We start from the raw sequence: 23,641 nt of genomic DNA, 5'->3' as shown, positions 1-23,641 counted from the left end.
AGTGTCGAAGAATCTAGGGGTGTTCCATTTTGAAGACAATTTTTTCTTATTTATCTCCATATAAAATGTTGGTCATCGTCGCTTTATTGTTTATGTTAGTGGAGCTTTCCGTAGAGCTTGTTCAACCATTGCTAATCGCGGTTATTATTGATGATGGGATTCTGGCAGGGGATCAGCAAGCTATTGTTTTTTGGGGAAGTATTATGCTTGGAATTTCCTTTTTGGCATTCTTAGCAGGAATTATTAATACATTTATCGCCTCTCACATTGTACAAAGCTATGGGTTCGATATACGTCAGGCATTATTTAAAAAGGTACAGGCTTTTACAATGGCTACTTTTTTAAAGTTTCCAACCGCCAGTTTAATCACCCGTTTAACTACTGATGTGACGATTACACAAAATCTAATTTTTATGGGATTACGTATTATGCTCCGTGCACCTTTACTAGTTGTCGGTAGTATTATTATGTCCTTTATAGTGAACCCATATTTGGCTATGTTTCTAGTAATTGGTGCCCCTTTTTTAGTAGTGTTCCTTTATATTATGAGTCGGAATGGTTTAAAGCTATTTGGGAAAGTTCAAAAAAGGGTGGACCAAGTCACAAGAAAGATACAGGAAAATTTACAGGCAGTACGTTTGATAAAAGCGTATTTGCGTGGTCATTTTGAATCTAGTCGCTTCGCAGCTGTGGCAGCAGATCTAAAAATGGATAATGTAAAAGCATTCCGAATCATGGAGTTAATATTGCCTGTTTTACTTTTTGTCATGAATGTCAGCTTGTTGGCAGTTTTATGGTTTGGTGCAAAAGAAATTCAAACAGGAGATGTGGAACTAGGTGAGCTAGTAGCTATCGTTAACTATGCAATGCGTATGACAGGTGCCTTCTCCATGTTTGCTTTCATTATTATTTTCTTCTCTAGAGCAAAAGCATCCTCTGAACGTATGGAGGAAGTGCTCCTTGTGGAGGAGGGAATTGAAATTATTAATACAGATTCCGATGGGGCAGCTCCAAGGATAGGGGAAATTGAGTTTCAGCATGTTTCGTTTCATTATCCCACGACCGATATGCCAGTATTAAGAGACGTGACCTTTAAGGTTAAACCGGGATCGAAGCTGGCGATTATGGGAGCAACTGGCTCTGGTAAATCGACACTTCTCAACTTAATACCAAGATTTTTCGATACAACAGAAGGAGCTATATTAATAGATGGAGTCGATGTCAAAGAATGGCCACTGGAAGAACTGAGAAAGATAATTGGACTTGTCCCTCAGCAATCTATTCTTTTTACTGGAAGTATAGAGGAAAACTTAGGATGGGGAGATTCCACTGCAACAGAAGAGTTATTAAGAGAAGCCGCAAAACAAGCGCAAATTCATGACTCTATTGAACAATTCCCAGACCAATACAATACGAGAGTTGGTCAAAAGGGAGTCAATCTATCTGGTGGTCAAAAACAGAGACTCTCCATTGCACGTGCACTCGTGAGAAAACCAGAAATATTATTACTGGATGATAGTACAAGTGCATTAGATGTATCGACAGAAAATGCATTATGGGAAGCGTTAGAGGAAGAGAATGCAACGATGCTTGTTATTACACAGAAAATCCGAACTGCAAAGGGTGCGGATCACATTTTGTTATTAGAAGAAGGTCAAGTTTCTGCATACGGCACGCATGATGAGCTTATGAAGGACTCTTCTCTTTATAAAGCTATTGCAGAATCGCAGCAGGAGGGGGGCGAGCATGATGAAGTTCATTCGTAAACCTTTTGGCTATGAGTCTATCATTACTAAAGAAGATTTAAAGAAAGATCATAAAAAGAAAGTCGATAAAGCTTCCGATTGGAAGGGTGTCTTAAAGAGAATATGGAAGTTGGTCGATGAACAGCGGTTTTTATTAATCATTGTTCTGCTGATGGTCATCGTCAGCTCAGCCTTAGCATTAGTTGGTCCATATTTAATCGGAGTTATTGTAGATGAGCATATTTCCAAAAGTATATTTGTCGGTCTTTCCAAAATAATTGGTGTACTACTCATCGTTTACTTGTTTTTCTCTCTCGCTACTTATTTGCAAAGTTATTGGATGATTGGTATTTCTCAGCAAACAATTTATAGATTACGTACAGGATTATTTGAGCACTTGCAGAAGCTACCCGTGTCCTTTTTTGATAAACGGCAGCACGGAGAGTTAATGAGCCGCATGACAAATGACATTGAAAACGTAAGTCAAACACTAAACTCGTCTCTTATCCAAGTATTTTCAAGTGTTTTAACCTTGGTTGGTACTACAGTCGTCATGCTTTTACTGAGTCCGCTTATGACATTAGTTACGCTTATTATTGTACCCTTTATGTATTTTGCGATGAGATGGATTACGAAAAGAACATCTAAATTGTTCAAGGAACAACAAAAAGCAGTTGGTGAATTGAATGGGATGATTGAAGAAACGATTTCTGGTCAACGAATTGTAAAAGCCTTCTCACAAGAAGGACGCATGCAAGAAGAGTTTGCCGTTAAAAGTGAACGTTTAAAACTAACTGGATTCTGGGCGTTAACTTACTCTGGTTTTATACCAAAAGTGATGAACTTATTGAATAATACTAGCTTTACACTTGTAGCTGCAGTAGGTGGATTATTAGCGTATTATGGACATGTGACAATAGGAGAAATTGTTATTTTCACGGAGTATTCAAGGCAGTTTACTCGTCCATTGAATGATTTAGCAAACCAATTTAATACGGTGCTTTCTGCAATTGCAGGGGCAGAACGTGTTTTTGCTATTATGGATGAGCCTATTGAAGAAGATGATGCAGTTGATAATGCAGATTATAAGCTAAAGGGTAATGTGACATTTGAAGATGTAACATTTTATTACAATAAAGAAGATGAGTCTCCGACGATTTCCGATGTATCTTTTCATGTGGAGTCAGGAAAAACAGCTGCATTAGTTGGTGCGACAGGAGCAGGGAAAACTACGATAATGCAGTTACTTGCGCGTTTTTATGAAGTAAATGGTGGACGTATATTAGTTGATGGTATTCCTATTGATAAGTTGCCAAGACATACGCTACGAAGCCAAACGGCATTTGTTTTACAGGATCCCTTTTTGTTTGAAATGACGGTAAGAGAAAATATTAGATACGGCAAATTAAATGCCACAGATGAAGAGGTGCTCCACGCTGCAAAAGAAGCTAATGCACATGATTTCATCATGAAATTACCAAATGAGTACGACACTATTTTATCGGCTGATGGTGGGGAAATTAGTCAAGGGCAAAAACAATTATTATCCATTGCCAGAGCACTCGTTGCAGATCCAGCAATTCTGTTGTTAGATGAAGCAACGTCTAGCATAGATACAGTTACAGAAATGAAAATTCAAGAGGCCCTTGAACGACTGATGGAAGGCAGAACAAGTTTTGTAATAGCCCATCGATTAAATACAATACGTCAAGCAGATTTAATATTCGTGATGGAAAGCGGGAAACTAATAGAGTCTGGTCCACAGGAAGAGCTGTTGCAAAAGAAAGGTAAATATTATAGCATGTTAACGAATTCAAAGATTTAAGGAGAAATAAATGAATATATCTGTAATGACTGTGTCCTTTCCGTTAGACCAGGAGACGATGGAAGAAATAAAGCAATTAATAGCTGAATCAGAAACAGTTGATAAAGTGGATTATACATCACTTCTAAGCGTGGCTGAGCTATCCGATTTTTTCACACAAGGTTTTTGTGTAATGGCCTATGATGATGATAGCGACCGATTAGTAGGCGTGTTAACCTCTATTGATCGAATAGCAACACTGGATTTTGAGTGGAGTAGTGTTGTACTGCCTAATGTTCGAAGATTTGGGATAGGTGAACGACTAGTAATAGAATTAGATAGGAATTTAAAGTTAAGAGGAGTAGTATCGGATATTGCTTTATTACCTGAAGGTTCGGAATCAGGTCAGCAACTTCTTCACAAATTTGGCTATACCTATGACTACTCGGAGAGAACGATGGTAGCTGATGCGAGAGAAGTGAAATTAAATAGTGAAGTGAAAGTTTCGCATTATACCGACGAGGAGTCAGAAGTCGTTGGAGTATTAGTAAGCGCATTTGGTGATACGGAAGAAGAAGCTAAAGAGTTAATCGCGTTTAATATGCAAACACCAAGTCGTCAATTGATGATTGCCAAGCTACAAGCCGAAGTAGTTGCAACAGTTACTATAGTTGCTGACGGTGAAAAGTTATGGGTGACAGGGCTTGCTGTTCATGAAAATGTACGTGGTAGAGGTGTGGCAACATACTTACTGAACTGGAGTAAAAACGAAGCGAATCGAATGGGGAAAGAAACCGTCTATTTGGATGTAGAAATAGACAATGAGCAGGCGCTATCCATTTATGAAAAAGCAGGATTTACCACAGTGAGTAACACCCATTTTTATAAAAATTTTAACTTGGAAATTTAATGATAGCAGCGAACAAATTGTGTGTTGATTTGTTCGCTGCTTTTTTGTCTCTGTTAAAGGCAAAGGTTGATTATAGTTAAAGAGTGGCCATTTACACACCCCCAAAAAAAGGGTGTCGTTTTTTTGGCGACTTCCAGTCGTAAATAATGCATTGTATTGGACCTAAAGTTGATAATCAGTTTTAGATGGAATAGTGAAAAAAAGATGCTGGGATAGAACCCCAAAACAGCATTTTTCCCTGTGAGAAAAATGCTGTTTTTTTGCTGTGCACAAAATTGATCTCCATTCCAGGGATGCTTTCCACGGATTTGGCCTGAGCCTGTAGTCTCAGGCGTCACGCTATTCCTTTAGGAGTCGCCCCTCCATTTCAATCAATTTTATAAATATCTATTATTCGGTAAAGTTTTCTCCTTATCCAATAAAATTTCTACTTCTGTCCCAGTCTATTTTTCAAATAAATTTTAAGAAATATATTCCATATTTTCCAGGTCCATTTAAAAGTTTCGAATTAGATTATATGTTTTTTATCAAGAATACGTATTTCTACTTTTGTCTTTAACACAATTCTCGTAGGAATTATATTTGAAATAGTGAACTACACATGAATGTTACATATAATTTATTAATTTTATTATGTACAAGTAAGGTCATACGTACAGTTAGTGTGAGAGATTCTAAATATAATGAGTAAGTGAAACCAAATTAACATCTATATTCTATGTACCTCATCACAAAGAATATTCTCTATTTTAAACAATTTCCTATCGCTATTTGACTATTTATATATTTTATTACTATTAAGCAAAGGAGGGGAGAAAATGGATAATAACAGTAAACATAACAAACATAACAAACATAACAAACATGATAAACATGAAACACTAAATGCATTAGATAAAAGATTATCAACAATGGAAGAGTTATATGAGAATATGGAAAAGCAACAAGAACTATTGAATGAAATTCTATTGGAAATCAGAAAAGATCCTCGACCATCAGAATCACTTTTTAATATTTTGAAAGATTTAGACTTAGATATGGAGAAAATTATAAAGGTTGCTACATTTATTTGGCGTATATATACCGATAGTAATGAAGAGAAAATTTAATTATTTTTGTTTGGCAAGATAGTTGTCCATATTATTTCTGTTTAACAAGAATAGTTTAATAAAGTAAGCTTACAAAATTTACTTTAAGGAGTGTGAATTATGACTAATAGCGGCAGATACGGTTCAAGCTTTGTATTGATCGTAGTATTGTTTATTTTGTTAATTATTGTTGGAGCATCATTTTAATAAACATTAATAAATATAAGTAGTTAGAAATGAGAAAGAAGCTGATTTATAAATCAGCTTTTTTCTATGGAAATTGTGAAGTTATATATTTATCTTTAAAATTCTTGGGACTTACCAACTTGTCATATGTACGATCTTGAAACAATTGATACGCCATAAGTTGCTCATAAACTTTAAAAACTTAAAAAACGGTCATCTATTAAGTGATGATGTATTAAATGCTTTTTATAATTTTTCACCTCTTTTAAATGGCTGATTTTATAAAATTATTTACATTGTTATTCAACTAACGGATGCTTTACATTAATAAGGAGTACAGCCTTTTTTCTTATTGAACTAAAGCAGCAATTTAGTTCAACAAGAATATCTAAATCCTCTTTTTTTAAAAGGAGGATTTTCACTTACTATAATGAATTTATATATATAAATTCATAGGGGGAAGCTAATTGAGGTATACTGAACGTTCTTTAAGAATTCTGAAATTTGCAGAAATGGAAGCTGAAAGGACAACAATGATTGTTTATCCAGTTCATTTACTATTGGGAGTATTGTTAGAAAGAACAGGGGTATGTGCCGAACTTTATATTAATTATCCTAGCCTTACAAAGATATTAGATGAAAGAGTAAAGAAAATGCAACTTGATAAAAATGATGAAGGAATCAATTATGAACCTTTTACAATTAAAATTTCACAAACAACGAAAATGGTATTGGAGAACGCAAATAAACGAATGAACAGGTACAACCAAGTTTATATAAACGAAGGACATATAGTAGGGGGAATTTTTAAAATTTACGACCCTCAAACGAAGGCGATAATTGATGGGTTGGATGTTACTAGAATTGTTGAAATCGTGTCATCCCCTAGAGATATGATTGTTCCTTTAAAAGATTATTCGTTTCCAACAATTCTAAAAAACAATTTAACTTTTAGAAAAGCAAAGCAAAGTGATGCTACACTCATAAAAAAATTTGTAGAGAAAGAATTCGGTAAGGGATGGATAGAATCAATTGAAAATGGATTTTTACAAGAAGATGTTCCTATTTTCTTAGCTTTAGAAAGGCAAGAGATTATAGGTTTCGCCTGCTTTGATGTAGTGAGAAGAAAAAAAGGATTATTTGGTCCAATGGGTACATCTTTATCAAATAGGATGCAAGGAATAGGATATACTTTGCTTCATTATTGTTTATATGAGATGAAGGAAATAGGGTATGAATATGCTGTTATTGGAGAAGCTGGTCCACTTGAGTTCTATGAAAAAGCTTGCAATGCAGTTGTAATTTCCGGAACTTTATGAACACTTTTTTAAGAGAAGAAGAAATGGAAAAGATAATAGGTTTCTCCTGCAACCTATTATTCTTATTAAAATAAAAAAGCAGTTTGGTGAAAAATTTTTTTACAGAAGAATAAAGAATATCCTACTTTTCCAAATAAATTGAAGGTGTAAATAATGGTTTTTCACAAAAATTAAATTTCAAAGGGGTTCATAGGGTGAGATTTCTAATAATGACGGTAGGGACAACACATAGTGGAAAAACTACTTTCGCTAAGCTTTTAGAAAAAAGATTAATTAATTCAGTTGTTATTGACCAAGATGTACAAGGAGAATTTTTAGAGAAACATTATCCGTCCTTATTACCAGAAAAAGGACCGAAAATTTTAAAATTTGCTCTTTCGCAAACAATTGTAGAATTTGCTATTCATAAAACCGATAACCATATTATTTTATGTAATTCTAACCGACAAAAACAACCTCGATTAAACTTAATAGAAAAATTTAAAAAAGTAGGTTTTCATACCCTTATTGTTAATTTCGATTTACCGATAGATATATTAAAAGACCGTATTATAAATAGTCATCGTGATACAATAATCCTTAGAAACGTTTCAAACTATGACGAAGTATTAAAAATTCAGCTGAAACAAACAGAAAATGAGGGTTTTATTTCTCCTAATAAAGATGAAGTGGACATACTATTCACTATTAGTAATGAAACCGAAGTTCAAACAGTTATTGAAAAAATCATTAAATTAGTTTAAGTAAAATATATAAAATGCACCTATTCAACTAACGCGTGCTTTAGCTAACCATGGCCATCATTTTGATGGTCTATTTTTATAACCAAAACATCAAGTAAATCTCAGATATCTATTATGAAATGTTACACTTAAACATAAAGGGCAGTTTAGTGAAAGATGTAGTAAAGAGGGAATAAGGTTAACAGTGAATGAAATAACAAATGTTGACAAATTGTTTGAAGATAAAGAGTTCCATAGCATCTTATTATCTATTGATATTAATGGTGCTGCTATGAAGCTAATGCTGTATTTGAATTTATGAGTAAGCTATCAAGCATTCTTGGTAAAGAAATCTTTCTAACTGAAGAGAACATACCTGAACGTCCTTTGGTCACGATTAAATCAGATGGTACGTTGTTTATCCATATTTAATAAATGTGCTTGTTCTACTAACGGGGGCTTTACTTCAAGATGGAGTAAAGCCTTTTTTCTTATTGTAGTAACGCGGCAGTTTAGTTGAAGAAGCTCTGTTTTATAGTATCAACTATTAATAGCAAGTGATAAAATTAATTTAATAGTCTTAATAATATTGTTATGGGGGTTTGAATGATGTTAGATACTCAAAAAATTAAGGAAATAATTAGACACCGATATCCATTTCTATTAGTGGATAGGATTTTGGAAATAGAAGAAGGAAAAAGAGCGGTTGGTATAAAAAATGTGACAGCAAATGAGGACTTTTTTAACGGGCATTTTCCCAACTACCCTGTTATGCCAGGTGTATTAATTGTTGAGGCATTAGCTCAAGTGAGTGCAGTTGTGATGTTAACTAAAGAAGGAAATGAAGGTCGATTAGGGTTATTAGTAGGAATAGATAAATGTCGTTTTAAACAGCAAGTTAAACCAGGAGACCAACTCCGTCTTGAGGTTGAAATCACTCGATTAAAAGGACCTATTGGTAAAGGTAAAGGTATAGCTACGGTTGATGGGACATTAGTTTGCGAAACAGAAATAACATTTGCGTTTGGTGATTAAAATCGCTAAATTAAAAAATGTTATTCAGAGTCTTGAATGAGGGATACGAGCAATTTACAAAAAGCTTATTCAACTAACGAGTTGCCTTACTTCAAGAAGGATTAAAGTATTTTTCATATTTAACTAAAGTAAGGAGTTTAGTTAAATATGTAACATTGTTATATATACATCGTCTAATTCATAAAAAACTGGGAGAGTGTTCTATGAAAGCACGCCTGAAGATAATGTTAATTTTTGGTCTCCTTATTACTTTAAGTGGATGTAGTACAACAATGGATAATACAGTAAGTAAACAAAATACAGAAAAATTAATTGACGAAGAACCTGAAAGTGTTGTCTCGGAAGAAAGCAGCGAAGATAGTGCTATTAACAATGAAATTACGCTCAGCACTGAACGGAATGTATTACAGGATTCCCCCGAATATGTAGCTAAAAATGAAGTGGGACTATCTATTCAGGATTCTGAAACGGCTTATGAAATGTGTGTGAGAGTGCTAACTGACTATTATAAAGCGGTCTGGAACGGCTCGGATATTGAATTGGGTGCATTTAACGAAAACCTTAAACAGTATACGCAAAATAAGATTCGATACCAATTTGACTTGTACTTAACGCATAATCTTACTGATAATTTGGTGAAGAGTGTTGATATTGGCACTCGGGAAGTGGAGTATACTGATGACGTAGATGGGGGTTTTCTCTATTTAAATTTACCTGCGGAAATTAAAAAGACTATTGGTAGTTATGGTGAACCCACTGAATTTCTCGTACGGAATGTAAACGGCAAGTTAGTCATCGTTGATTGGTATACGGGTGCAAAAGATAGTTATGATTTCATGGTACGTGGAGAAAATTTAACAATTGACAACCCTAATATTTGGGATGATAGTGAATTTGTGAAGAAGTTAAATAGTAAACAGGGTGAATTTTCAGGCTCAATTCGATAGTTAGTTATTTACAGCTAACTCGGCAATCTAAGTTTGTTAATGAAAGCCCAATATGAGACTTGCTTCCAAATTAATTTCTCTTATTCAACTAATGGGGTGCTTTAGTTAAACAAGACCATCATTTTGAGGGTCTATTTTTACGTCCAAACAACAAGTATATTTCGGCGATCCATTGTGAAATGTTACACTTAACTAACGAAACAGTTTAGTTGAAGAATAATAGGAGTTTTTATTTCGCAATTGACACATTATTCATATTAAGAAGATGAATAAAAAGAAAGTGCGTCTCTGTATTAAAAACCACAAGCTGTTGAAATGACGCCTAAATACAGTAGTCCTCCTGAAATCGTCGGCTGTAAAATAAGCGATAGGTCTAAATCGTTTAACTTCGGTAAAACGAATGGCGTCAATAAAATTACAGCTATCATAGAAGAATAAGTTGTAAAAACAATTTGTGAATAATGAGTAGGGGCTTTTTAAAACCAAATATTGAAGAAGTATGCATTTTAAAATCGATTGTAAGGGGCGTATTTTCTGTCAACAAGCAAACAAAAAAAGCACGTTTTAGAGGTTTCCCTTTGAAACGAGCATACGTGTGTTATGTTAATTTTCCAGCAAGTACTAATTTAGTATGACTATAAATGATAATTGTAACAACAATTAATAGTATTAATTGTTTTATAATAGGCATCAAATTGGAAAAAACCAAAAAGATTAATCCTAACGTAGTAAAGGCTTCAATTAGTGTTATTTTTGTTTTCATATTTCCCTGAATTAGCTTATTTTTAAACAATAAAAGCAATCCGCCAATAAATAGCAAAATTAACCAAAGGAAATATAAATCTGGATTTAACGTATACCCCAATAAAGGGAAGTACAACATTACATATGTCCATTTTGAAAGTTTAAGTAATTTTTGAGCATTTTCCAATTGTCTTGCTAACCTCCATTCGCGAAAGCCTTACCACGTACCTTGTGCGTAATTAGGAAATGCTCCATTCCAAGATATTCCAATGTAAATACCTTTCTTTTGAACTACTGCTTGTGTAATAAGGTAACATAAGTTAACTAACGTAGCAGTTCCAATAATAGTTAAAACAAGGGAAATAGTTGTTGCAACAGGTCCGGTAGCAGCGGCAGCAAAAAAGTACATTTCTACTTCATCAAGAGAAAAATAGACCTTCCAGTCTTTTACTGTAGCCATCAGGTTGACAGTAGTATCACCTGATAACTCCTTGGTAATAACGCTACTTTCTCCAGGAGTTGGAATTGAAACAAAATCATCATTAACTAATCCCTTTGTTAGTCCTTTAGCATTTGCATCATCCATAATAGCATTCAAAAGTTTAAGAAACTCACCATCTACATTATAACTGTCCATTAAATAATTTACATCATCATTTAGTAGAATCATATTTCCCACATTGTCAGTCGAGAGTTCATCCATAATACCACTAGTTGTAAATACCTTTTAAAGGAACAAGGTTGATTAATCATTGATGAATGTGGAGAATGGGTTTCTGTGTATTTATGAAAAAATAATATTAGTTTGTGAAAGTGTTCACTTAAACTAACGAAGCAGTTTAGTTGAAGAAGGAGATAATGAATAAGGGTATTTCAAAACATAAAGTGACTTTCATTAAATCGTCTTTTGAAGACGATTTTTTATTTTCATTGAAAAAACTTATAAAAGTTTAAGCCAAACTGAACTTTTAATTGTCTAATAGATGTAAGACAAAATAGAGAGGATGAACTAAGATTATACGTTTAGTAAAAAAGGCTCAAAAAGGGAATGAAAAAGCCTTTTTAAAAGTTTTTCAAGCATATGAGGGTGATATTTATCGAATGGCCTTTATATATGTGAAAAATCAGGAAGACGCATTAGATATTGTCCAAGAAGTAGCATTTAAATCTTTTGATAAAATCGATACATTAAAAGAACCAGCTTATTTTAAAACCTGGCTTATTAAAATTACGATTAGTTGCTCACTCAATTTTATAAAACAACATAAGAAGGTTGTGCCACTTACATTTGAAATGCTTAATGAAGTTCCTTCAAATGCAACAGATGTAGCCACTTCAATTTTACTACAGCAAATGTTAGATAAGTTAAGTGAAGAGGAAAAAGGCGTCGTGATTTTAAAGTATTTCGAGGGATATTCATTTAAGGATATTTCGGAGTCATTACATATTCCTCTAGGTACAGCAAAATCTGTTTTATATAGGGCGATCCAAAAGTTACGATTACAAGTGGAGGAAGGAGATTTTTATGAATAGAATTCGAAGAGCAATCGAATCAATTGAGCTACCTAGTGATTTACATAACCGATCTAAACTAGGAGTACAGCAGGCGAAATTACGAAAAAGAAAGACAAAAAAAATAATTATAGTCCCAGTTATTGCGTCCCTATTCCTTGTATTTTCTGTAGGAGTGGCTGCAGCTACTTCGACAAGTATGAACGAGCTAGTAGCAAAGGTTAGCCCAGAAATCGCATTGCTACTTCAACCGATTGAATTAAGTAGTACGGATGAGGGGATTAACATGGAAGTGGTGGCTGCAATGAACGATGATGATACGGCAGTTGTTTATGTCACAATGCAGGATTTGAAAGGCGAACGTATCGATGAAACATTAGATATTTATGATTACTTTATATCGGGTGGACACTCATTTACAAGTGAAGTTGTTGCATTCGATGATAAAACGAAAACGGCAACAGTGCGTTTTCTAGCAAGTGCTGGAGAAAAATTAAGTAATAAAAAATTGAAATTTCAAGTACGCTCATTTTTAAGTGATAAACAAGTTTTTGAGCAAACTAAAGTAAATATCGATCTAAAAAGCGTTGAAGACAAAAAATCTATTGAACTTCATAGAGATTTCATATCAGGAATGGGAGGAAAACTGTATTCAAATGTTAAAGATCAAGAGAGCTTTAAAATTCTCCTAGATAACCACTTAAATATTAAAATACCAGCTATTGATTTTATGGAAGTTAGGAATGTTGGATTTATACAGAACAAACTTCACATTCTAACAAAATGGATAGATAATGATAAAGATAATCATGGGAGCTTTTTTCTTATGAATACAGCAGGAGAAAAGATTTATCCGTCGAGTATTTCATTCGGTAAAGACAATAGTGGGAAACTTGTATATGGAAATAACTATCAAGAATATGTTTTTGATGTGGAGGCTATCAATGTTGAGAATTATGAATTAAGTGGAGACTTTACAACGAGTGGTAACTCCGTAAGTGGTAATTGGCAAACGACATTTAAATTAAGTGATGTGCATGAAAGTAAAATAGTTGATTTCTTATATAATTTCGATAACTGGCAATCACAAGAAGTCACTATTTCTCCACTAGGATTAACGATAAAAGGTATTGGAGAAGTGGAAAATTCAACAGAAATGACGGCAACGATCAGTATGAAAGATGGTCGTACACAAAAATTGACTCACTTAATCTCCATTGCAGACAAAGGGCAAATAAAACTTAAACTCTTAACGGATGAACCTTTAAATGTTGAGGAGGTTAAATCCATTAGTATTAATGGAATCGACCTTGATATCTAACAATGATGAACAAACATTAATAACATAAGAAATTGTAACTTTTGTTCAACTAACGGGTGCTTTAGTTAAACAAGTGGCTACCTTAGGGTAGCTTTTTCTTATTGAACTAAAGCAACAGTTTAGTTCAATAAGCAAAATAGAAAATTTATATAAAATTGGAACCCTTTTTTTCTTGTGAACGTATTAGAGTAAAGCGTTATGTTAGTTGAAGAAAATAGAATTATCTTATGAAAGGGTGTTTCTAATAAAAAATAAGTTATTCATGCTTTTTAGTTGCCTTATAAGAGATACATAAGATAACTTCCATTAAGAAAAGTTTTTGGCATTAAGCGGGAAGAGGGGGAAAGATTTTTGATAAAAAAAAGATACCAATATCTAATCTTAAATATGCTTTTATTATTTTATTTGGTATTTAATGTGCTAGATTTGTACTTAAAAGCTGAAAATATTAAAGAATTGATTTTGATCTGTTTTACTTTTTTTCTAATAGTTAATCTTTTAATATTCATTACTAATTTTTCTTTTAATAAGTTTTTTAGTTGGTATGATAAACATACAGCAGAAAAATATAACTTTTACCAATGGATGGGTAATCCTCAAGCACCAATAATGTTTTATGAAGAATTTTCTAGTATTAAAAATTTTGAGCATAATAAGTTTGTAGAAAATTGCAATCGTATTAAAGAAAAAATATTACGGGATTTGCCTGAGCAAAGTGACCTGAATGGATTTAGAACTTTTCTTGAACTTGAGACATCTAGTCCTCGACTAACATCGCTCTTAGGTTCAATGCAAACAATATTAATTGCTGTTATAACTTCATCTCTTATTACTACTTTAAATTTTACAAATTGGAGTGTTTGGAAGTTTATTATTAGTTATATTTTATTGTTAGTTTTTTTTGTGGGCTTAATGAGAGTAATAGACTTTATTAGTAAAACTATTGATAGAAATAAACTTTTGTTGGTATTGGTTAATGAATGTATTCAAGAAAAGGAAAATGAAGAAGTTGTATAAGAGGAATATACATCTATCACAAAGTTGATTGTGATGGTTGTAAAGAGCATCATTATTAAGCCATCGAGGTGCTTTAGTGAAAGATCGTTGAGCTGCTAGATGGTTCTTTGTGGAATACAGGTAGGCAGATTAAGGGGGAGTTTTGTGAAGTTATTGTTATCCTTCCTATTAGCTGGTCTTTTAGGTATTTTGGTTTTCCTCGGTACCATTGGAATCTATATCTTATGTGCAATTATTATCGGAGTCATTTTTAGGTCATTTATATTAATTAATGAGATCCATAAACAAGTAGTACCAGCCAATAGCAATGACAGGGTGAAAGAAACGTACGAAAGATATATAAAAGAGAGAGACCAAAAAGAAACAGAAAATTAATGTATGACGATTTTCAACTCCCATGAAAATTAAAAAATGCTCAAAATCACAAAATTGCATAACAAAAGAGACTCAGAAATAGCTTTTTTAAAAAAAGGCTGAGCCTTTAGAGTGGTTATATTAAGTTGAAAGGTAAATCAAGAATCAACTCCATTCTTGTAAGAATAAAGGCAGGCTGGTGCAATAACCAGAGTAGGATTAATCTCCCATGAGTGCTACTCGTATAGAGTGCGACAGTCTGTGATGCACCGTGGTCGTCGGAGTCAGACTAACGGATGGGCTCAATGGCACCATAGTTGATCGACCTTCTTCGCCAGCCGTAGTACCCTATACCCGTTTTTCACATTTTCATTCTCTGTAGTGAAGCGCTGATTTTGCGCTTCATGGATGGCTAACGGGTGCATTTGTTGAATATTTGAATACCGAAATAATAAAGAAGTGCTTAGTTTTCCAATGAACTAAGCACTTCTTTATGTAAAAATTATTGTTATTTATGTCAGTCGTTGTGCTAATATTTTCCTGATTTGAGTGCGATTTCGAATATTTGTTGTTCCATCACTGTACTGAACAGGGTACATATTGATTAGGATGTGTTTTTTCTAAAACAAAAAGTCACCATTTGGTATCTTCAAGTGTGTTAGTAGTGAAAGGAGTTGAGGAATGTTGCAACAAGTAGTTTGGTCGGCTGAACTAACGGGTGCTTTACTTCAAGAAGGAGTAAAGTCTTTTTTCTTATTGAACTAACGAAGCAGGTTAGTTGAATAAGGTACTATGATAAAACAAAAAAATAGTGTGGTTAGAGGTGCCAGTATGAACAAAGTTTTCATTATTGATGGAGAGAAGTTTTCTAATTTCAAGGGGTTTTTTAAGGAGTTTTTGAATGTAGTTCCCTCTGGGAAATATGAATGGAACGAAAGTCTAGATGCGTTTAATAATATTTTGTGTGGCGGTTTTGGAGATATAGAATTTGGAGAAGAATACACAATTATTTGTAGACAAAAAGAGATTTAGGGTATGGAGAAACGCGTTTTTGGGCTGTTCATACCCTATCTTTTGTCAATTTATATTTAGGTGGAAGCTACGCTACATCAACGTTTATCGGTTACTTACGCACAGTTAAGAGAAGGCTGTTGTTCAAGAATAATAAAGTTAATAAAAAAGTACGTCTATTACGTCTGTTCGGTTATAATCAAAATAAAAGAACAGACGTTTTTAGAGGGTTTTCAAGGAGGGAACGAATATGAACAAAAAAGTGAGTGCTGTGATGTCTCTTTTGATCGCATTTTCTATCGGGATGGTCCTACATGGAAATGCTGGACAAGCCGCTCAGAAAAACGAGTTGTACGTGTCTCCGGTTGGGAATGACAAAAATGCGGGAAGCAAGAAAAAGCCTTTAAAAACCATACAACAAGCGGTCGATTTGGCGGAACCTGGTACAACTGTTTACGTAAGAAAAGGTATCTACAAAGAACAAGTGGTCATACGGAAATCTGGCCTAAAAGATTCCCCGATCATCATTAAGGCTTATCCAAAGGAAAAAGCGACCATCGATGGGAGCGGCCTTAAGGTGTCATGGGACTATCAAGGCTTAGTCTCAATACATGACGTAAGCTATGTCAACATCGAAGGATTTGAAATCAAAAATCACAAAATAAAACACGAAGATTTAGTGCCAATCGGCATCTCAGTAAGCGGGAGCGGAGAAGGAATCCGTATTTTGCGGAACCATGTTCACCATATCGAAACGCATCATAAAAATGGGAACGCTCATGGGATTGCTGTATATGGAACAGAAGCACCTGAAGCGATTGAAGATATTTTCATTTCGGGCAACAAACTAGAAGATATGAGGCTGGGCGCAAGTGAAACGCTCGTGTTAAACGGGAATGTATCGAACTTCAAGGTTACAGACAATATCTTAAGACGAAACGATAATATAGGAATCGATATCATCGGATTTGAAGGCGTATCCCCTGTTGAAGCGTTTGATCAGGCAAGAAACGGAACCATCAGCAACAATACGGTCTATCAAATATCCAGTTACGGAAATCCAGCCTACGGAAACCATTATTCGGCTGGTGGGATCTATGTCGATGGTGGAAAAGAGATTATTATCGAAAATAATAGGGTTTATAAAAACGATATAGGAATAGAAGCAGCTAGCGAACATGCGGGCAAATTCACAAGTTCTATAACCATACGAAAAAATACGATTTATGAAAATAGGAGTGCAGGTATTGCAATAGGAGGCTATGACAGTGAAAGAGGAAGCACCATAAACAGCATCATTACCGATAACATCCTGTATAAAAATGATACAAAATATCAGGATGGCGGACAGTTGCTCCTCCAATACAATACCAAACAAAATAGAATTGAAAACAACACCATGGTCGCTGGAAATTCCCGCCTCCTTATCAGCAGCCCTTTCAAGCAAAACGACGATAACAAAATAGACAACAATGTCTATTACCTAGATAAGGGAGAGGAAGAGACGCGCTGGATATGGGAAGCAGAAGAAATCACCGGATTCTCTGCCTATAAAAAGAAAAGCCTCCAAGATGGAAACAGTGTTTTTAAGAAACCTAAGTTCGTGAATGAAAGCAAATGCGACTTCCGATCGGACGCTAAAACGCGATAATTTCCTTGTCAATCATGCGATGGGTTTACAAAGTAGACAGAAAACCATCATAGGTATGATTTCTATGATTATTTTTTGGGGCTGTGGCTAATGAACAACAACTTGACAGAGGCAAAATTTTAGTAATATCCAAAGATGAAAAGACGGTTATTTAAGATACTGAACGTAACATAAATGCTATTTTGTTACGTTTAAATTAAAAACACCCTGGCTTTCTTAAAAGGCCAGGGTGTAACTTTTTTCTATCCTAACTACCAACAGAGTTTATAAAGAATGAATCATTTTCTTTCTTTTTGTTTTAGGTTCTTTTCAACGAAGATCCATCCGTAATAAGAGACCCAAAACAGGACAAGCACATAAGAACCTATAACTATTCTTTCAGGATAATTAATAAGAGTATATAACAATACTAATAAAAATGGCGGCAGTAGAATCCAATACTTTTTTCAATGCAAGAAATCACCTTCTCTATTAAAGAATTCAAAACATGTTTTCATATTTTGTATAAATTATTTATTTTTTGATGATTGATTTTATAATATCCAATACAACATGTTGGATATAAAAGTTTGTAAAATAATGTACTTAAAGTAACGGGTGCTTTAGTAAAGATCATGGGGTTGCTTAGGCAGCTCTTTTTTCATAATGAACTAAAGAAGCAGTTTAGTTGAATAAGCGGTATTTCTGAAAGTTCAAATTTAAAAATAATTCTTAGTTGGAGAACAGATTTCATATAATTCCTAATTTTTTGAAACCTTTCCGTTTTTTAATCTGTATATATTTTAGAAGGAGGAATTGTGATGAAAAAGATGATGTTAATGTTTTTCTCAGCTTTACTTTTAGTTGCTTGTACTGATAGTTCCAAGAATGATGAATTAAAAGCATATGTCTCAGATTTTGAAAACTCAGGGTTTATAAATAATTCTAATCAAATCATTGTTTTATCAGAAGAAGGAATAAGGATTAGTAGTCATGTTCAGAGGGGAAAGAGTCACAGAAAAAGCAATATTGATAAAGTTCTTGAAAAAGAAAATATTCCACTTACCCAACAATTTAATAAAGTTTATAAAGACGCCACGATTAAGACAGATGGTTCTAAATACTATGTAACTCTTGACGAAAATATTAAGTTAGAGTTTGAAAAGGTAGGATTAAGAATTATCGAGGACCCAGAAGGTGTCGAGTATTACACACAAGAATATTCTGAGGAGAATTAAAATGGAATACCAACTCCCATGAAAATTAAAAAATGCTCAATATCTATAAAATTGCATAACAAAAGAGACTCAGAAATTGCTTTTTTAAAAAAAGGCTGAGCCTTCAGAATGATTATATTAAGCTGAAAATTAAATCAAGAATCAACTCCATTCTTGTTAAAATAAAGGCAGGCTGGTGCAAAAACCAGAGTAGGATTAATCTCCCATGAGTGCTACTCGTATAGAGTGCGACAGTCTGTGATGCACCGTGGTCGTTGGAGTCAGACTAACGGATGGGCTCAATGGCACCATAGTTGATCGACCTTCTTCGCCAGCCATAGTATCCTATACCCGTTTTTTACATTTTCATTCTCTGTGGTGTAGCGCTGATTTTGCGCTACATGGATGGCTAACGGGTGCTTTACTTCAAGAGTGGGGTAAAGCCTTTTTTCTTAGGCTATGTTAAAGGTAAAGGTTGATTTATAGTGAAATGGTATGGTGACTTGCACCCTAAATCTGTTAAATTAAATTCACTTCAACTGGGATATTTATGTTAAAACCAGAACAAAAAAATCCTTTTCTAACATGTAGAAAAGGATACATAAAGTTTTGTAGAGCATTCATAAAGAAAACTACTCATAATTAGCCATGTAATTTCCTTCTTCAAAAATTTCTCTCGGACTTTTGGAAGTCCATTCTTCTACTGTCGCATCGGGATGCAAGTTTAAGTAAGACCTAATCATTTTATAGCCTTCACTATAGCCATAATAATCAGGCAAACCCTTAGAGCCACCTAATATAAATTCATTGGTTCCACTGCTCTCAAGATATGTTTCAATCATACTCCAATATTCTTTGTTAAAGCTTTCGTCAAGCACATAATCAGTACTATTTATTTCGGGGTACACGAAGGTTTCAAACATCACTGCAGACCCTTCCAAAATTATATTATCTAAAACTGTCATGAAATAATCTTCCGTATAATGTTTTTCAAACCAAACACTATGATGATATTCATGAGAAATACCTGATTTATTATAATTATCAAGTTCACTCAATTTAAAATAATTATTAAGCTCACTGAGAAAGACTGTAATTTTTCCTGTTCCAAATGTTATCATGTCAGAAGGAAATTTTTCATTTTCAGGAAACACACATACTGTTGTTTTTTTATCTGATGAAAGTATATCTGAGGATTTAACAAGGGATTCCTCAATTAACTTGTTCATATGTTCTTTATCCATTGATTCAATTTGATTTAAGATACTATTAAATTCACTTTCTTCCGGTGTCCATTGAAACAAACTAAATTTATAATACTCCGCATCTTTAAAACATGCATCGTACACAGGTTCGATAATCCCTTGTTGATATAATTCGTATGGGGATTCATCAGGATTATTCTTTACTGTTTCAAAATATTTTTCATATAGCATGTAAGCATGAATTATATTAAATTCCTGCCCTGTTTTGGTATTTTTAAAAGAATAGGTTATATTTTGTTGCTCATTTTCTAAAGTTATTTTCTCGTGAGATAGTTCATTTTCCAAATTTACAGGTTCGTAAGGTTGTTCTGTTTGCTTACAGGCTGATAAAGTAAAAATAAATAGAAGCATACCAAGAGAAATTATAACTTTATTTGCGATAATCATTCACTTCAACTCCGTTTTTAATAATTAATCTATTATTTCCTTTACGTTCCATTTTGCCTAAAAGTTCCATTAATTTTAATAACATTAAACAAAACGTAATTTTTGGCTCGAATAGTTGGAAGGGAGATTCTTGAAGAGGAAGACTATTATCCAATTACAAATAAAACCTGTGTGAAATAATGCACTTTACTTCAAGAAGGAGTAAAGCATTTATTAAACTAAAGCAGCAGTTTAGTTGAATAAGGGATTAGCTAATTCTTCGAGAAACCAACGACTCAACTATTGAAAAATCACTATGCTATGGGAAGTTGTTGTTGTGGTACGTTAAGAAATTCCTGAAATGTATGTAGTTTTTGATATTGCTTCTTCAATTTAAAAATCAGAATTAGGGGAGAATAATTAGTTATTAAAATCAAAGTAAATCGTAGTGAATTGCAAACTAACGATGACATTTGGAATGCTGTTTTATCAGCCTATGGAGAATACATTTTTCCGACGGACGACGAGAAAAGGAACGATTTCTTAATTTTGTTTAATTATTTTTGTGAGCTTGAAAGTGGAGGGCATGAAAGCTTATTCAATTGGTTTCCAGAGCATATTGAGGAAATGGGTATTCAAACCTACTTAAATAGATTGACGATAATGCTTGAAAAAGTTGAAGCTCATGAATACGCAGAAATAGAAAAGAATTATATCGAGTATATATGGAGATTATTTTTAGCGGTAGAAAATAGTAAAAGTGAAGAACCTCATTATGAAAGTTTGGAAGAGAAATTTTGCATTCTTATTGAAAAAGCAATAGTGAATATAGAAATCTTGGCGAGGAATTAAGTGAATGACTAAGTAATTATGCCACTGTAACTTATACGGAGATGATCGAGATAGTGAAACAATAGCTCGGTGTTTGTCAAGATAGTTGTCACATATTGCTCTTTTCCTAGATTATATATTGTTCTTCTTTCCTACTGCGCTTCGCTTGCTCGACAGGACAACTAGCAGCTATGATGTATACATAGGTATTTGACGTGACTTATTTGATCGTCATTTCTTGTAACTCTGCCGAATTTAAAATACGTGCAGTAAAAGGGAATCTTATTGTTGAAGGTCCTTCTCAAATCTTTACCGAGAATGATTTTTCATTTATAGTATTTTCTATTTGGTTTTAAGGTGGGATTTAAATCGCTTTTTTATTCTCTAATAAGCAATCTGTAGTTTTTTAAAAAGACTTAACCACTCAAGTGAGTGCGCTTTTTTCTTTTATTATAATTAACTTTTTGCGTTTGAATCCGTCAAAGGCTCAATATTAAGCTGATAATCAATCTTAATGTCCATCTTCTCAAAAAGTTCAATCCATTTTTTTTCATCCATTGGTTTTGAAAATGGTTTTAATGTATGAATGCCTAGCTGTAATGGATCGACATTCAATTCTTGCATTTTTTTTACTAGTTCTTGTGTTTGTTTTTCAAGATTGGATTGGATTTCTTTTTTCAAGTCTTCTAAATCCTTTGGTTCAAATAATTGCTTTTCTCCCCGGTATTCTTCAATTCTTGAGTCTATATTCACTGTATAGGTCATTGTAGACAAACTTGTATCAATATCCACTTTCGTTTTTGATCTAACATGACCTAGTACAACTTCTAATTCTGGGATCGGTAAAATTTCTAAGTAATGATCGTTGTTTAAAAGCTGGAAGATACGATCATCAAAAGATGTTATTGTTTCAACTAGTTTGTCATTTTGAAACAGTGCGGTACCTTCATAGCTGACTGCGTCATTTTCTATTTTGAAAACAGGTAAGTAAGGATCTGAATAACGGGTATATAACAAATTTTTAAATTCATGCAGATTAACGACAGTTAATTCTCCCTGATTTTTTTCCTCATAGTGCTTCAGCATTCGGTAAAAAGAGTAATCAAGATTTTCTTGTTTGTCCAATTGAGTTTCCAAGTATTCTTCAATATTTCCTTTTACGATAACTAAATAGATTCTTAAAGAGATATCCGGATCAGTCAATAACACATTAATAATGGACATGATTCCCTCTTTTCCGAGTTCTTCATTAATTATCAGCATTCGCATTTGCCCAGATTTAATTTCCTGGTAGAAGTTTAAATTAAATTCCCTTACTCCCTCCTTTAATAAGCTGACTTCTTGTGACATTACACTCTTTTCTTCTTTGCTTAGAGGAGGAATAATCGTACTGATTTTTATTTTCCCTTCATCCCCTTTACTAAGTGACAAAAATGTTATTGGAGCAATCTCTTCAATAATATTATTTTCAGTAAAAGGGGCACATCCAGTTAACCATAAAGCTATAAATATGATTGCCAATTTTTTAGCCTTTTTCTTTCGCAGTCCCATGTTTATTAACCCCCTTTATCTTCATCACTACGATAATAATAATTGGAACCACTAAGTAACTTAAGCTTCCTGCTAAAATTTGAAGATTAAGTAAAATGACCTGCTTTTCACCTGACTTCCAAATCAATTCATTCACAAGAATCATTCCAATGAAAATAAGGAATACACTGAATATAAAGCCCACTCGACTTGGTGGTTTCTCCATTTTCCCAAAAGCTATTTTGGATGCTCCATAAAACAACAGTAGAAAAATTGACACTGCAAAGACGATGTTAAATAATTGCAATGAAAGCATGACCATATCAATACGTTCAATTATTGGATTTTGAAAATAACGTGCCATATTGACAATTGGGAATTGATTTTTGCTTAAATAATTGGAACCGAAATATAATAAGGATGCTATATATAAGAATACATACTCTATAACGGTTAAAGCATTGCCATAAGATAAATAGCGAAATGTTTTATTATTTGTTTTAAACCACGGTCCCAAAAATACTAGAAATTCAGGGCCTGAAAATGAAGACAAAATTAAAAATATTCCTCTCCAGGAATCTCTATTCCATTCCATTGGAATAATCGGATACAAGTCACTAAGTTGAGCTATTGGTGGAAGGAAGAAAAAAGCGAAGAAAAAGAACATCCAAAATGTACACAAAAATGAAATCACTACGAAACGAATGGTTTTTTCAACACCCTTCCCTGCGACATACCAACAAGACAATAGAATAAAAAAGATAATCCAATTTGAATCTGTAGATGGAAACATAAATATTTGAACGATTTCTGAGAATCCTAACATGACTACAAAAAGTTTAAGCAAGATAAAGAACAAACCGATGAAGGAGAGGATACGCACAATTTTTTTTCCGAACAATTGGACAAATCCGTTGTATCCTTTGCTCGAAAACCCGGTGGAAAACCATTTGGATAAAAGAAGAAGGTTAAGTTGAGACAATAATCCGACCGCAAGAATCACCCAAATCATATACGGATGGATCAAAAACCTTGGCATAATCAAAAAAAAGTAAAGCATTTGGAGGCGATTTACCATCAACATGAC

Annotated in this window: 23 protein-coding genes and 1 pseudogene; 17 read left to right on the top strand and 7 right to left on the bottom strand. The window is 33.6% G+C overall.

Going from position 1 to position 23,641, the window contains the following annotated elements:
* Positions 1-29 precede the first annotated feature (29 nt).
* The 9 genes from MKY37_RS07325 (at position 30) to MKY37_RS07285 (ending at position 9,756) form a co-directional block, all read left to right on the top strand.
* Positions 30-1,766: an ABC transporter ATP-binding protein gene (locus MKY37_RS07325; RefSeq protein ID WP_340775431.1), complete on the top strand. Its 1,737-nt coding sequence runs from the start codon at positions 30-32 to the stop codon at positions 1,764-1,766.
* Positions 1,750-3,570: an ABC transporter ATP-binding protein gene (locus MKY37_RS07320; RefSeq protein WP_340779859.1), complete on the top strand. Its 1,821-nt coding sequence runs from the start codon at positions 1,750-1,752 to the stop codon at positions 3,568-3,570. Before MKY37_RS07325 ends, MKY37_RS07320 begins: the two co-directional genes overlap by 17 nt.
* A 10-nt stretch (positions 3,571-3,580) precedes the next feature.
* Positions 3,581-4,459, top strand: coding sequence for a GNAT family N-acetyltransferase (locus MKY37_RS07315; RefSeq protein ID WP_340775429.1), 879 nt, complete (start codon positions 3,581-3,583; stop codon positions 4,457-4,459).
* Positions 4,460-5,277: 818 nt separating this feature from the next.
* Positions 5,278-5,568, top strand: coding sequence for a hypothetical protein (locus MKY37_RS07310; RefSeq protein WP_340775426.1), 291 nt, complete (start codon positions 5,278-5,280; stop codon positions 5,566-5,568).
* Between the two features lie 99 nt (positions 5,569-5,667).
* On the top strand, positions 5,668-5,754 hold the full coding sequence (locus MKY37_RS07305) for a YjcZ family sporulation protein (RefSeq protein WP_340779858.1): 87 nt from the start codon (positions 5,668-5,670) through the stop codon (positions 5,752-5,754).
* Between the two features lie 446 nt (positions 5,755-6,200).
* Positions 6,201-7,052 (top strand): GNAT family N-acetyltransferase, encoded by an 852-nt coding sequence (locus MKY37_RS07300; RefSeq protein ID WP_340775425.1) that lies wholly within the window; start codon positions 6,201-6,203, stop codon positions 7,050-7,052.
* A 209-nt stretch (positions 7,053-7,261) separates the two neighbouring features.
* Positions 7,262-7,795, top strand: a complete 534-nt coding sequence (locus MKY37_RS07295; RefSeq protein ID WP_340775423.1) for an AAA family ATPase — start codon at positions 7,262-7,264, stop codon at positions 7,793-7,795.
* A 588-nt stretch (positions 7,796-8,383) separates the two neighbouring features.
* Positions 8,384-8,809, top strand: coding sequence for a 3-hydroxyacyl-ACP dehydratase FabZ (fabZ, locus tag MKY37_RS07290; RefSeq protein ID WP_340775421.1), 426 nt, complete (start codon positions 8,384-8,386; stop codon positions 8,807-8,809).
* Positions 8,810-9,012: 203 nt separating this feature from the next.
* A complete protein-coding gene (locus tag MKY37_RS07285; protein ID WP_340775419.1) occupies positions 9,013-9,756 on the top strand; it encodes a hypothetical protein in 744 nt (247 codons plus the stop codon).
* A 296-nt stretch (positions 9,757-10,052) separates the two neighbouring features.
* Here the strand turns inward: MKY37_RS07285 and MKY37_RS07280 are convergent.
* From MKY37_RS07280 to MKY37_RS07270, 3 genes and pseudogenes are all read right to left on the bottom strand, one after another.
* Positions 10,053-10,232: pseudogene (locus MKY37_RS07280) on the bottom strand (EamA family transporter); the annotation flags it as partial.
* 122 nt (positions 10,233-10,354) lie between these two features.
* Positions 10,355-10,687 (bottom strand): hypothetical protein, encoded by a 333-nt coding sequence (locus MKY37_RS07275; protein ID WP_340775417.1) that lies wholly within the window; start codon positions 10,685-10,687, stop codon positions 10,355-10,357.
* A gap of 30 nt (positions 10,688-10,717) precedes the next feature.
* Positions 10,718-11,170 carry a hypothetical protein gene (locus MKY37_RS07270; protein ID WP_340775416.1) on the bottom strand — a complete coding sequence of 151 codons (453 nt, stop codon included), beginning with the start codon at positions 11,168-11,170 and terminating at the stop codon, positions 10,718-10,720.
* Between the two features lie 344 nt (positions 11,171-11,514).
* Here MKY37_RS07270 and MKY37_RS07265 point away from each other — a divergent pair, with 344 nt between their 5' ends.
* From MKY37_RS07265 to MKY37_RS07235, 7 genes are all read left to right on the top strand, one after another.
* Positions 11,515-12,033, top strand: coding sequence for an RNA polymerase sigma factor (locus MKY37_RS07265; RefSeq protein WP_340779857.1), 519 nt, complete (start codon positions 11,515-11,517; stop codon positions 12,031-12,033).
* The gene (locus MKY37_RS07260; RefSeq protein WP_340775415.1) at positions 12,026-13,333 is read left to right on the top strand and encodes a hypothetical protein; all 1,308 of its coding nucleotides are present in this window, start codon (positions 12,026-12,028) and stop codon (positions 13,331-13,333) included. Before MKY37_RS07265 ends, MKY37_RS07260 begins: the two co-directional genes overlap by 8 nt.
* 351 nt (positions 13,334-13,684) lie before the next feature.
* Entirely contained in the window at positions 13,685-14,350 is a 666-nt protein-coding gene (locus MKY37_RS07255; protein ID WP_340775413.1) for a hypothetical protein, read from the top strand.
* Positions 14,351-14,494: 144 nt separating this feature from the next.
* The gene (locus MKY37_RS07250; RefSeq protein ID WP_340775411.1) at positions 14,495-14,725 is read left to right on the top strand and encodes an ATP-dependent Lon protease; all 231 of its coding nucleotides are present in this window, start codon (positions 14,495-14,497) and stop codon (positions 14,723-14,725) included.
* An 810-nt stretch (positions 14,726-15,535) separates the two neighbouring features.
* The gene (locus tag MKY37_RS07245) at positions 15,536-15,736 is read left to right on the top strand and encodes a hypothetical protein (protein ID WP_340775409.1); all 201 of its coding nucleotides are present in this window, start codon (positions 15,536-15,538) and stop codon (positions 15,734-15,736) included.
* 229 nt (positions 15,737-15,965) lie between these two features.
* Positions 15,966-17,366 carry a right-handed parallel beta-helix repeat-containing protein gene (locus MKY37_RS07240; protein WP_340775407.1) on the top strand — a complete coding sequence of 467 codons (1,401 nt, stop codon included), beginning with the start codon at positions 15,966-15,968 and terminating at the stop codon, positions 17,364-17,366.
* An 800-nt stretch (positions 17,367-18,166) separates the two neighbouring features.
* The gene (locus MKY37_RS07235) at positions 18,167-18,583 is read left to right on the top strand and encodes a hypothetical protein (RefSeq protein WP_340775405.1); all 417 of its coding nucleotides are present in this window, start codon (positions 18,167-18,169) and stop codon (positions 18,581-18,583) included.
* Positions 18,584-19,194: 611 nt separating this feature from the next.
* On the opposite strand, the gene MKY37_RS07230 is transcribed toward MKY37_RS07235, so the two are convergent.
* On the bottom strand, positions 19,195-20,214 hold the full coding sequence (locus MKY37_RS07230; protein WP_340775403.1) for a DUF2268 domain-containing putative Zn-dependent protease: 1,020 nt from the start codon (positions 20,212-20,214) through the stop codon (positions 19,195-19,197).
* Positions 20,198-20,368: a hypothetical protein gene (locus tag MKY37_RS07225; RefSeq protein WP_340775401.1), complete on the bottom strand. Its 171-nt coding sequence runs from the start codon at positions 20,366-20,368 to the stop codon at positions 20,198-20,200. The genes MKY37_RS07230 and MKY37_RS07225 overlap by 17 nt, the downstream gene beginning before the upstream one ends.
* 374 nt (positions 20,369-20,742) lie before the next feature.
* Here MKY37_RS07225 and MKY37_RS07220 point away from each other — a divergent pair, with 374 nt between their 5' ends.
* Complete coding sequence (locus MKY37_RS07220) at positions 20,743-21,045, top strand: hypothetical protein (protein WP_340775399.1); 303 nt, start codon at positions 20,743-20,745, stop codon at positions 21,043-21,045.
* A gap of 435 nt (positions 21,046-21,480) precedes the next feature.
* Here the strand turns inward: MKY37_RS07220 and MKY37_RS07215 are convergent, their stop codons facing one another.
* Both MKY37_RS07215 and MKY37_RS07210 read right to left on the bottom strand, forming a co-directional pair.
* The gene (locus MKY37_RS07215; protein ID WP_340775397.1) at positions 21,481-22,575 is read right to left on the bottom strand and encodes a Ger(x)C family spore germination protein; all 1,095 of its coding nucleotides are present in this window, start codon (positions 22,573-22,575) and stop codon (positions 21,481-21,483) included.
* Positions 22,550-23,593, bottom strand: coding sequence for a GerAB/ArcD/ProY family transporter (locus MKY37_RS07210; protein WP_340775395.1), 1,044 nt, complete (start codon positions 23,591-23,593; stop codon positions 22,550-22,552). Before MKY37_RS07210 ends, MKY37_RS07215 begins: the two co-directional genes overlap by 26 nt.
* Between the last annotated feature and the right edge of the window lie 48 nt (positions 23,594-23,641).

This window comes from Psychrobacillus sp. FSL K6-2836, assembly GCF_038003085.1.
Lineage (GTDB): Bacteria > Bacillota > Bacilli > Bacillales_A > Planococcaceae > Psychrobacillus.
Note: the sequence above shows the minus strand (reverse complement) of the source record. Positions and strands in the feature narration are given on the sequence as shown.

Coding starts and splice junctions, on each gene's coding strand:
- fabZ (WP_340775421.1), top strand. CDS start 8,384: ATGTTAGATACTCAAAAAATTAAGGAAATAATTAGACACCGATATCCA.
- MKY37_RS07305 (WP_340779858.1), top strand. CDS start 5,668: ATGACTAATAGCGGCAGATACGGTTCAAGCTTTGTATTGATCGTAGTA.
- MKY37_RS07270 (WP_340775416.1), bottom strand. CDS start 11,170: ATGATTCTACTAAATGATGATGTAAATTATTTAATGGACAGTTATAAT.
- MKY37_RS07230 (WP_340775403.1), bottom strand. CDS start 20,214: ATGATTATCGCAAATAAAGTTATAATTTCTCTTGGTATGCTTCTATTT.
- MKY37_RS07235 (WP_340775405.1), top strand. CDS start 18,167: ATGAAAAAGATGATGTTAATGTTTTTCTCAGCTTTACTTTTAGTTGCT.
- MKY37_RS07260 (WP_340775415.1), top strand. CDS start 12,026: ATGAATAGAATTCGAAGAGCAATCGAATCAATTGAGCTACCTAGTGAT.
- MKY37_RS07215 (WP_340775397.1), bottom strand. CDS start 22,575: ATGGGACTGCGAAAGAAAAAGGCTAAAAAATTGGCAATCATATTTATA.
- MKY37_RS07285 (WP_340775419.1), top strand. CDS start 9,013: ATGAAAGCACGCCTGAAGATAATGTTAATTTTTGGTCTCCTTATTACT.
- MKY37_RS07295 (WP_340775423.1), top strand. CDS start 7,262: ATGACGGTAGGGACAACACATAGTGGAAAAACTACTTTCGCTAAGCTT.
- MKY37_RS07310 (WP_340775426.1), top strand. CDS start 5,278: ATGGATAATAACAGTAAACATAACAAACATAACAAACATAACAAACAT.
- MKY37_RS07240 (WP_340775407.1), top strand. CDS start 15,966: ATGAACAAAAAAGTGAGTGCTGTGATGTCTCTTTTGATCGCATTTTCT.
- MKY37_RS07320 (WP_340779859.1), top strand. CDS start 1,750: ATGAAGTTCATTCGTAAACCTTTTGGCTATGAGTCTATCATTACTAAA.
- MKY37_RS07315 (WP_340775429.1), top strand. CDS start 3,581: ATGAATATATCTGTAATGACTGTGTCCTTTCCGTTAGACCAGGAGACG.
- MKY37_RS07245 (WP_340775409.1), top strand. CDS start 15,536: ATGAACAAAGTTTTCATTATTGATGGAGAGAAGTTTTCTAATTTCAAG.
- MKY37_RS07210 (WP_340775395.1), bottom strand. CDS start 23,593: ATGCCAAGGTTTTTGATCCATCCGTATATGATTTGGGTGATTCTTGCG.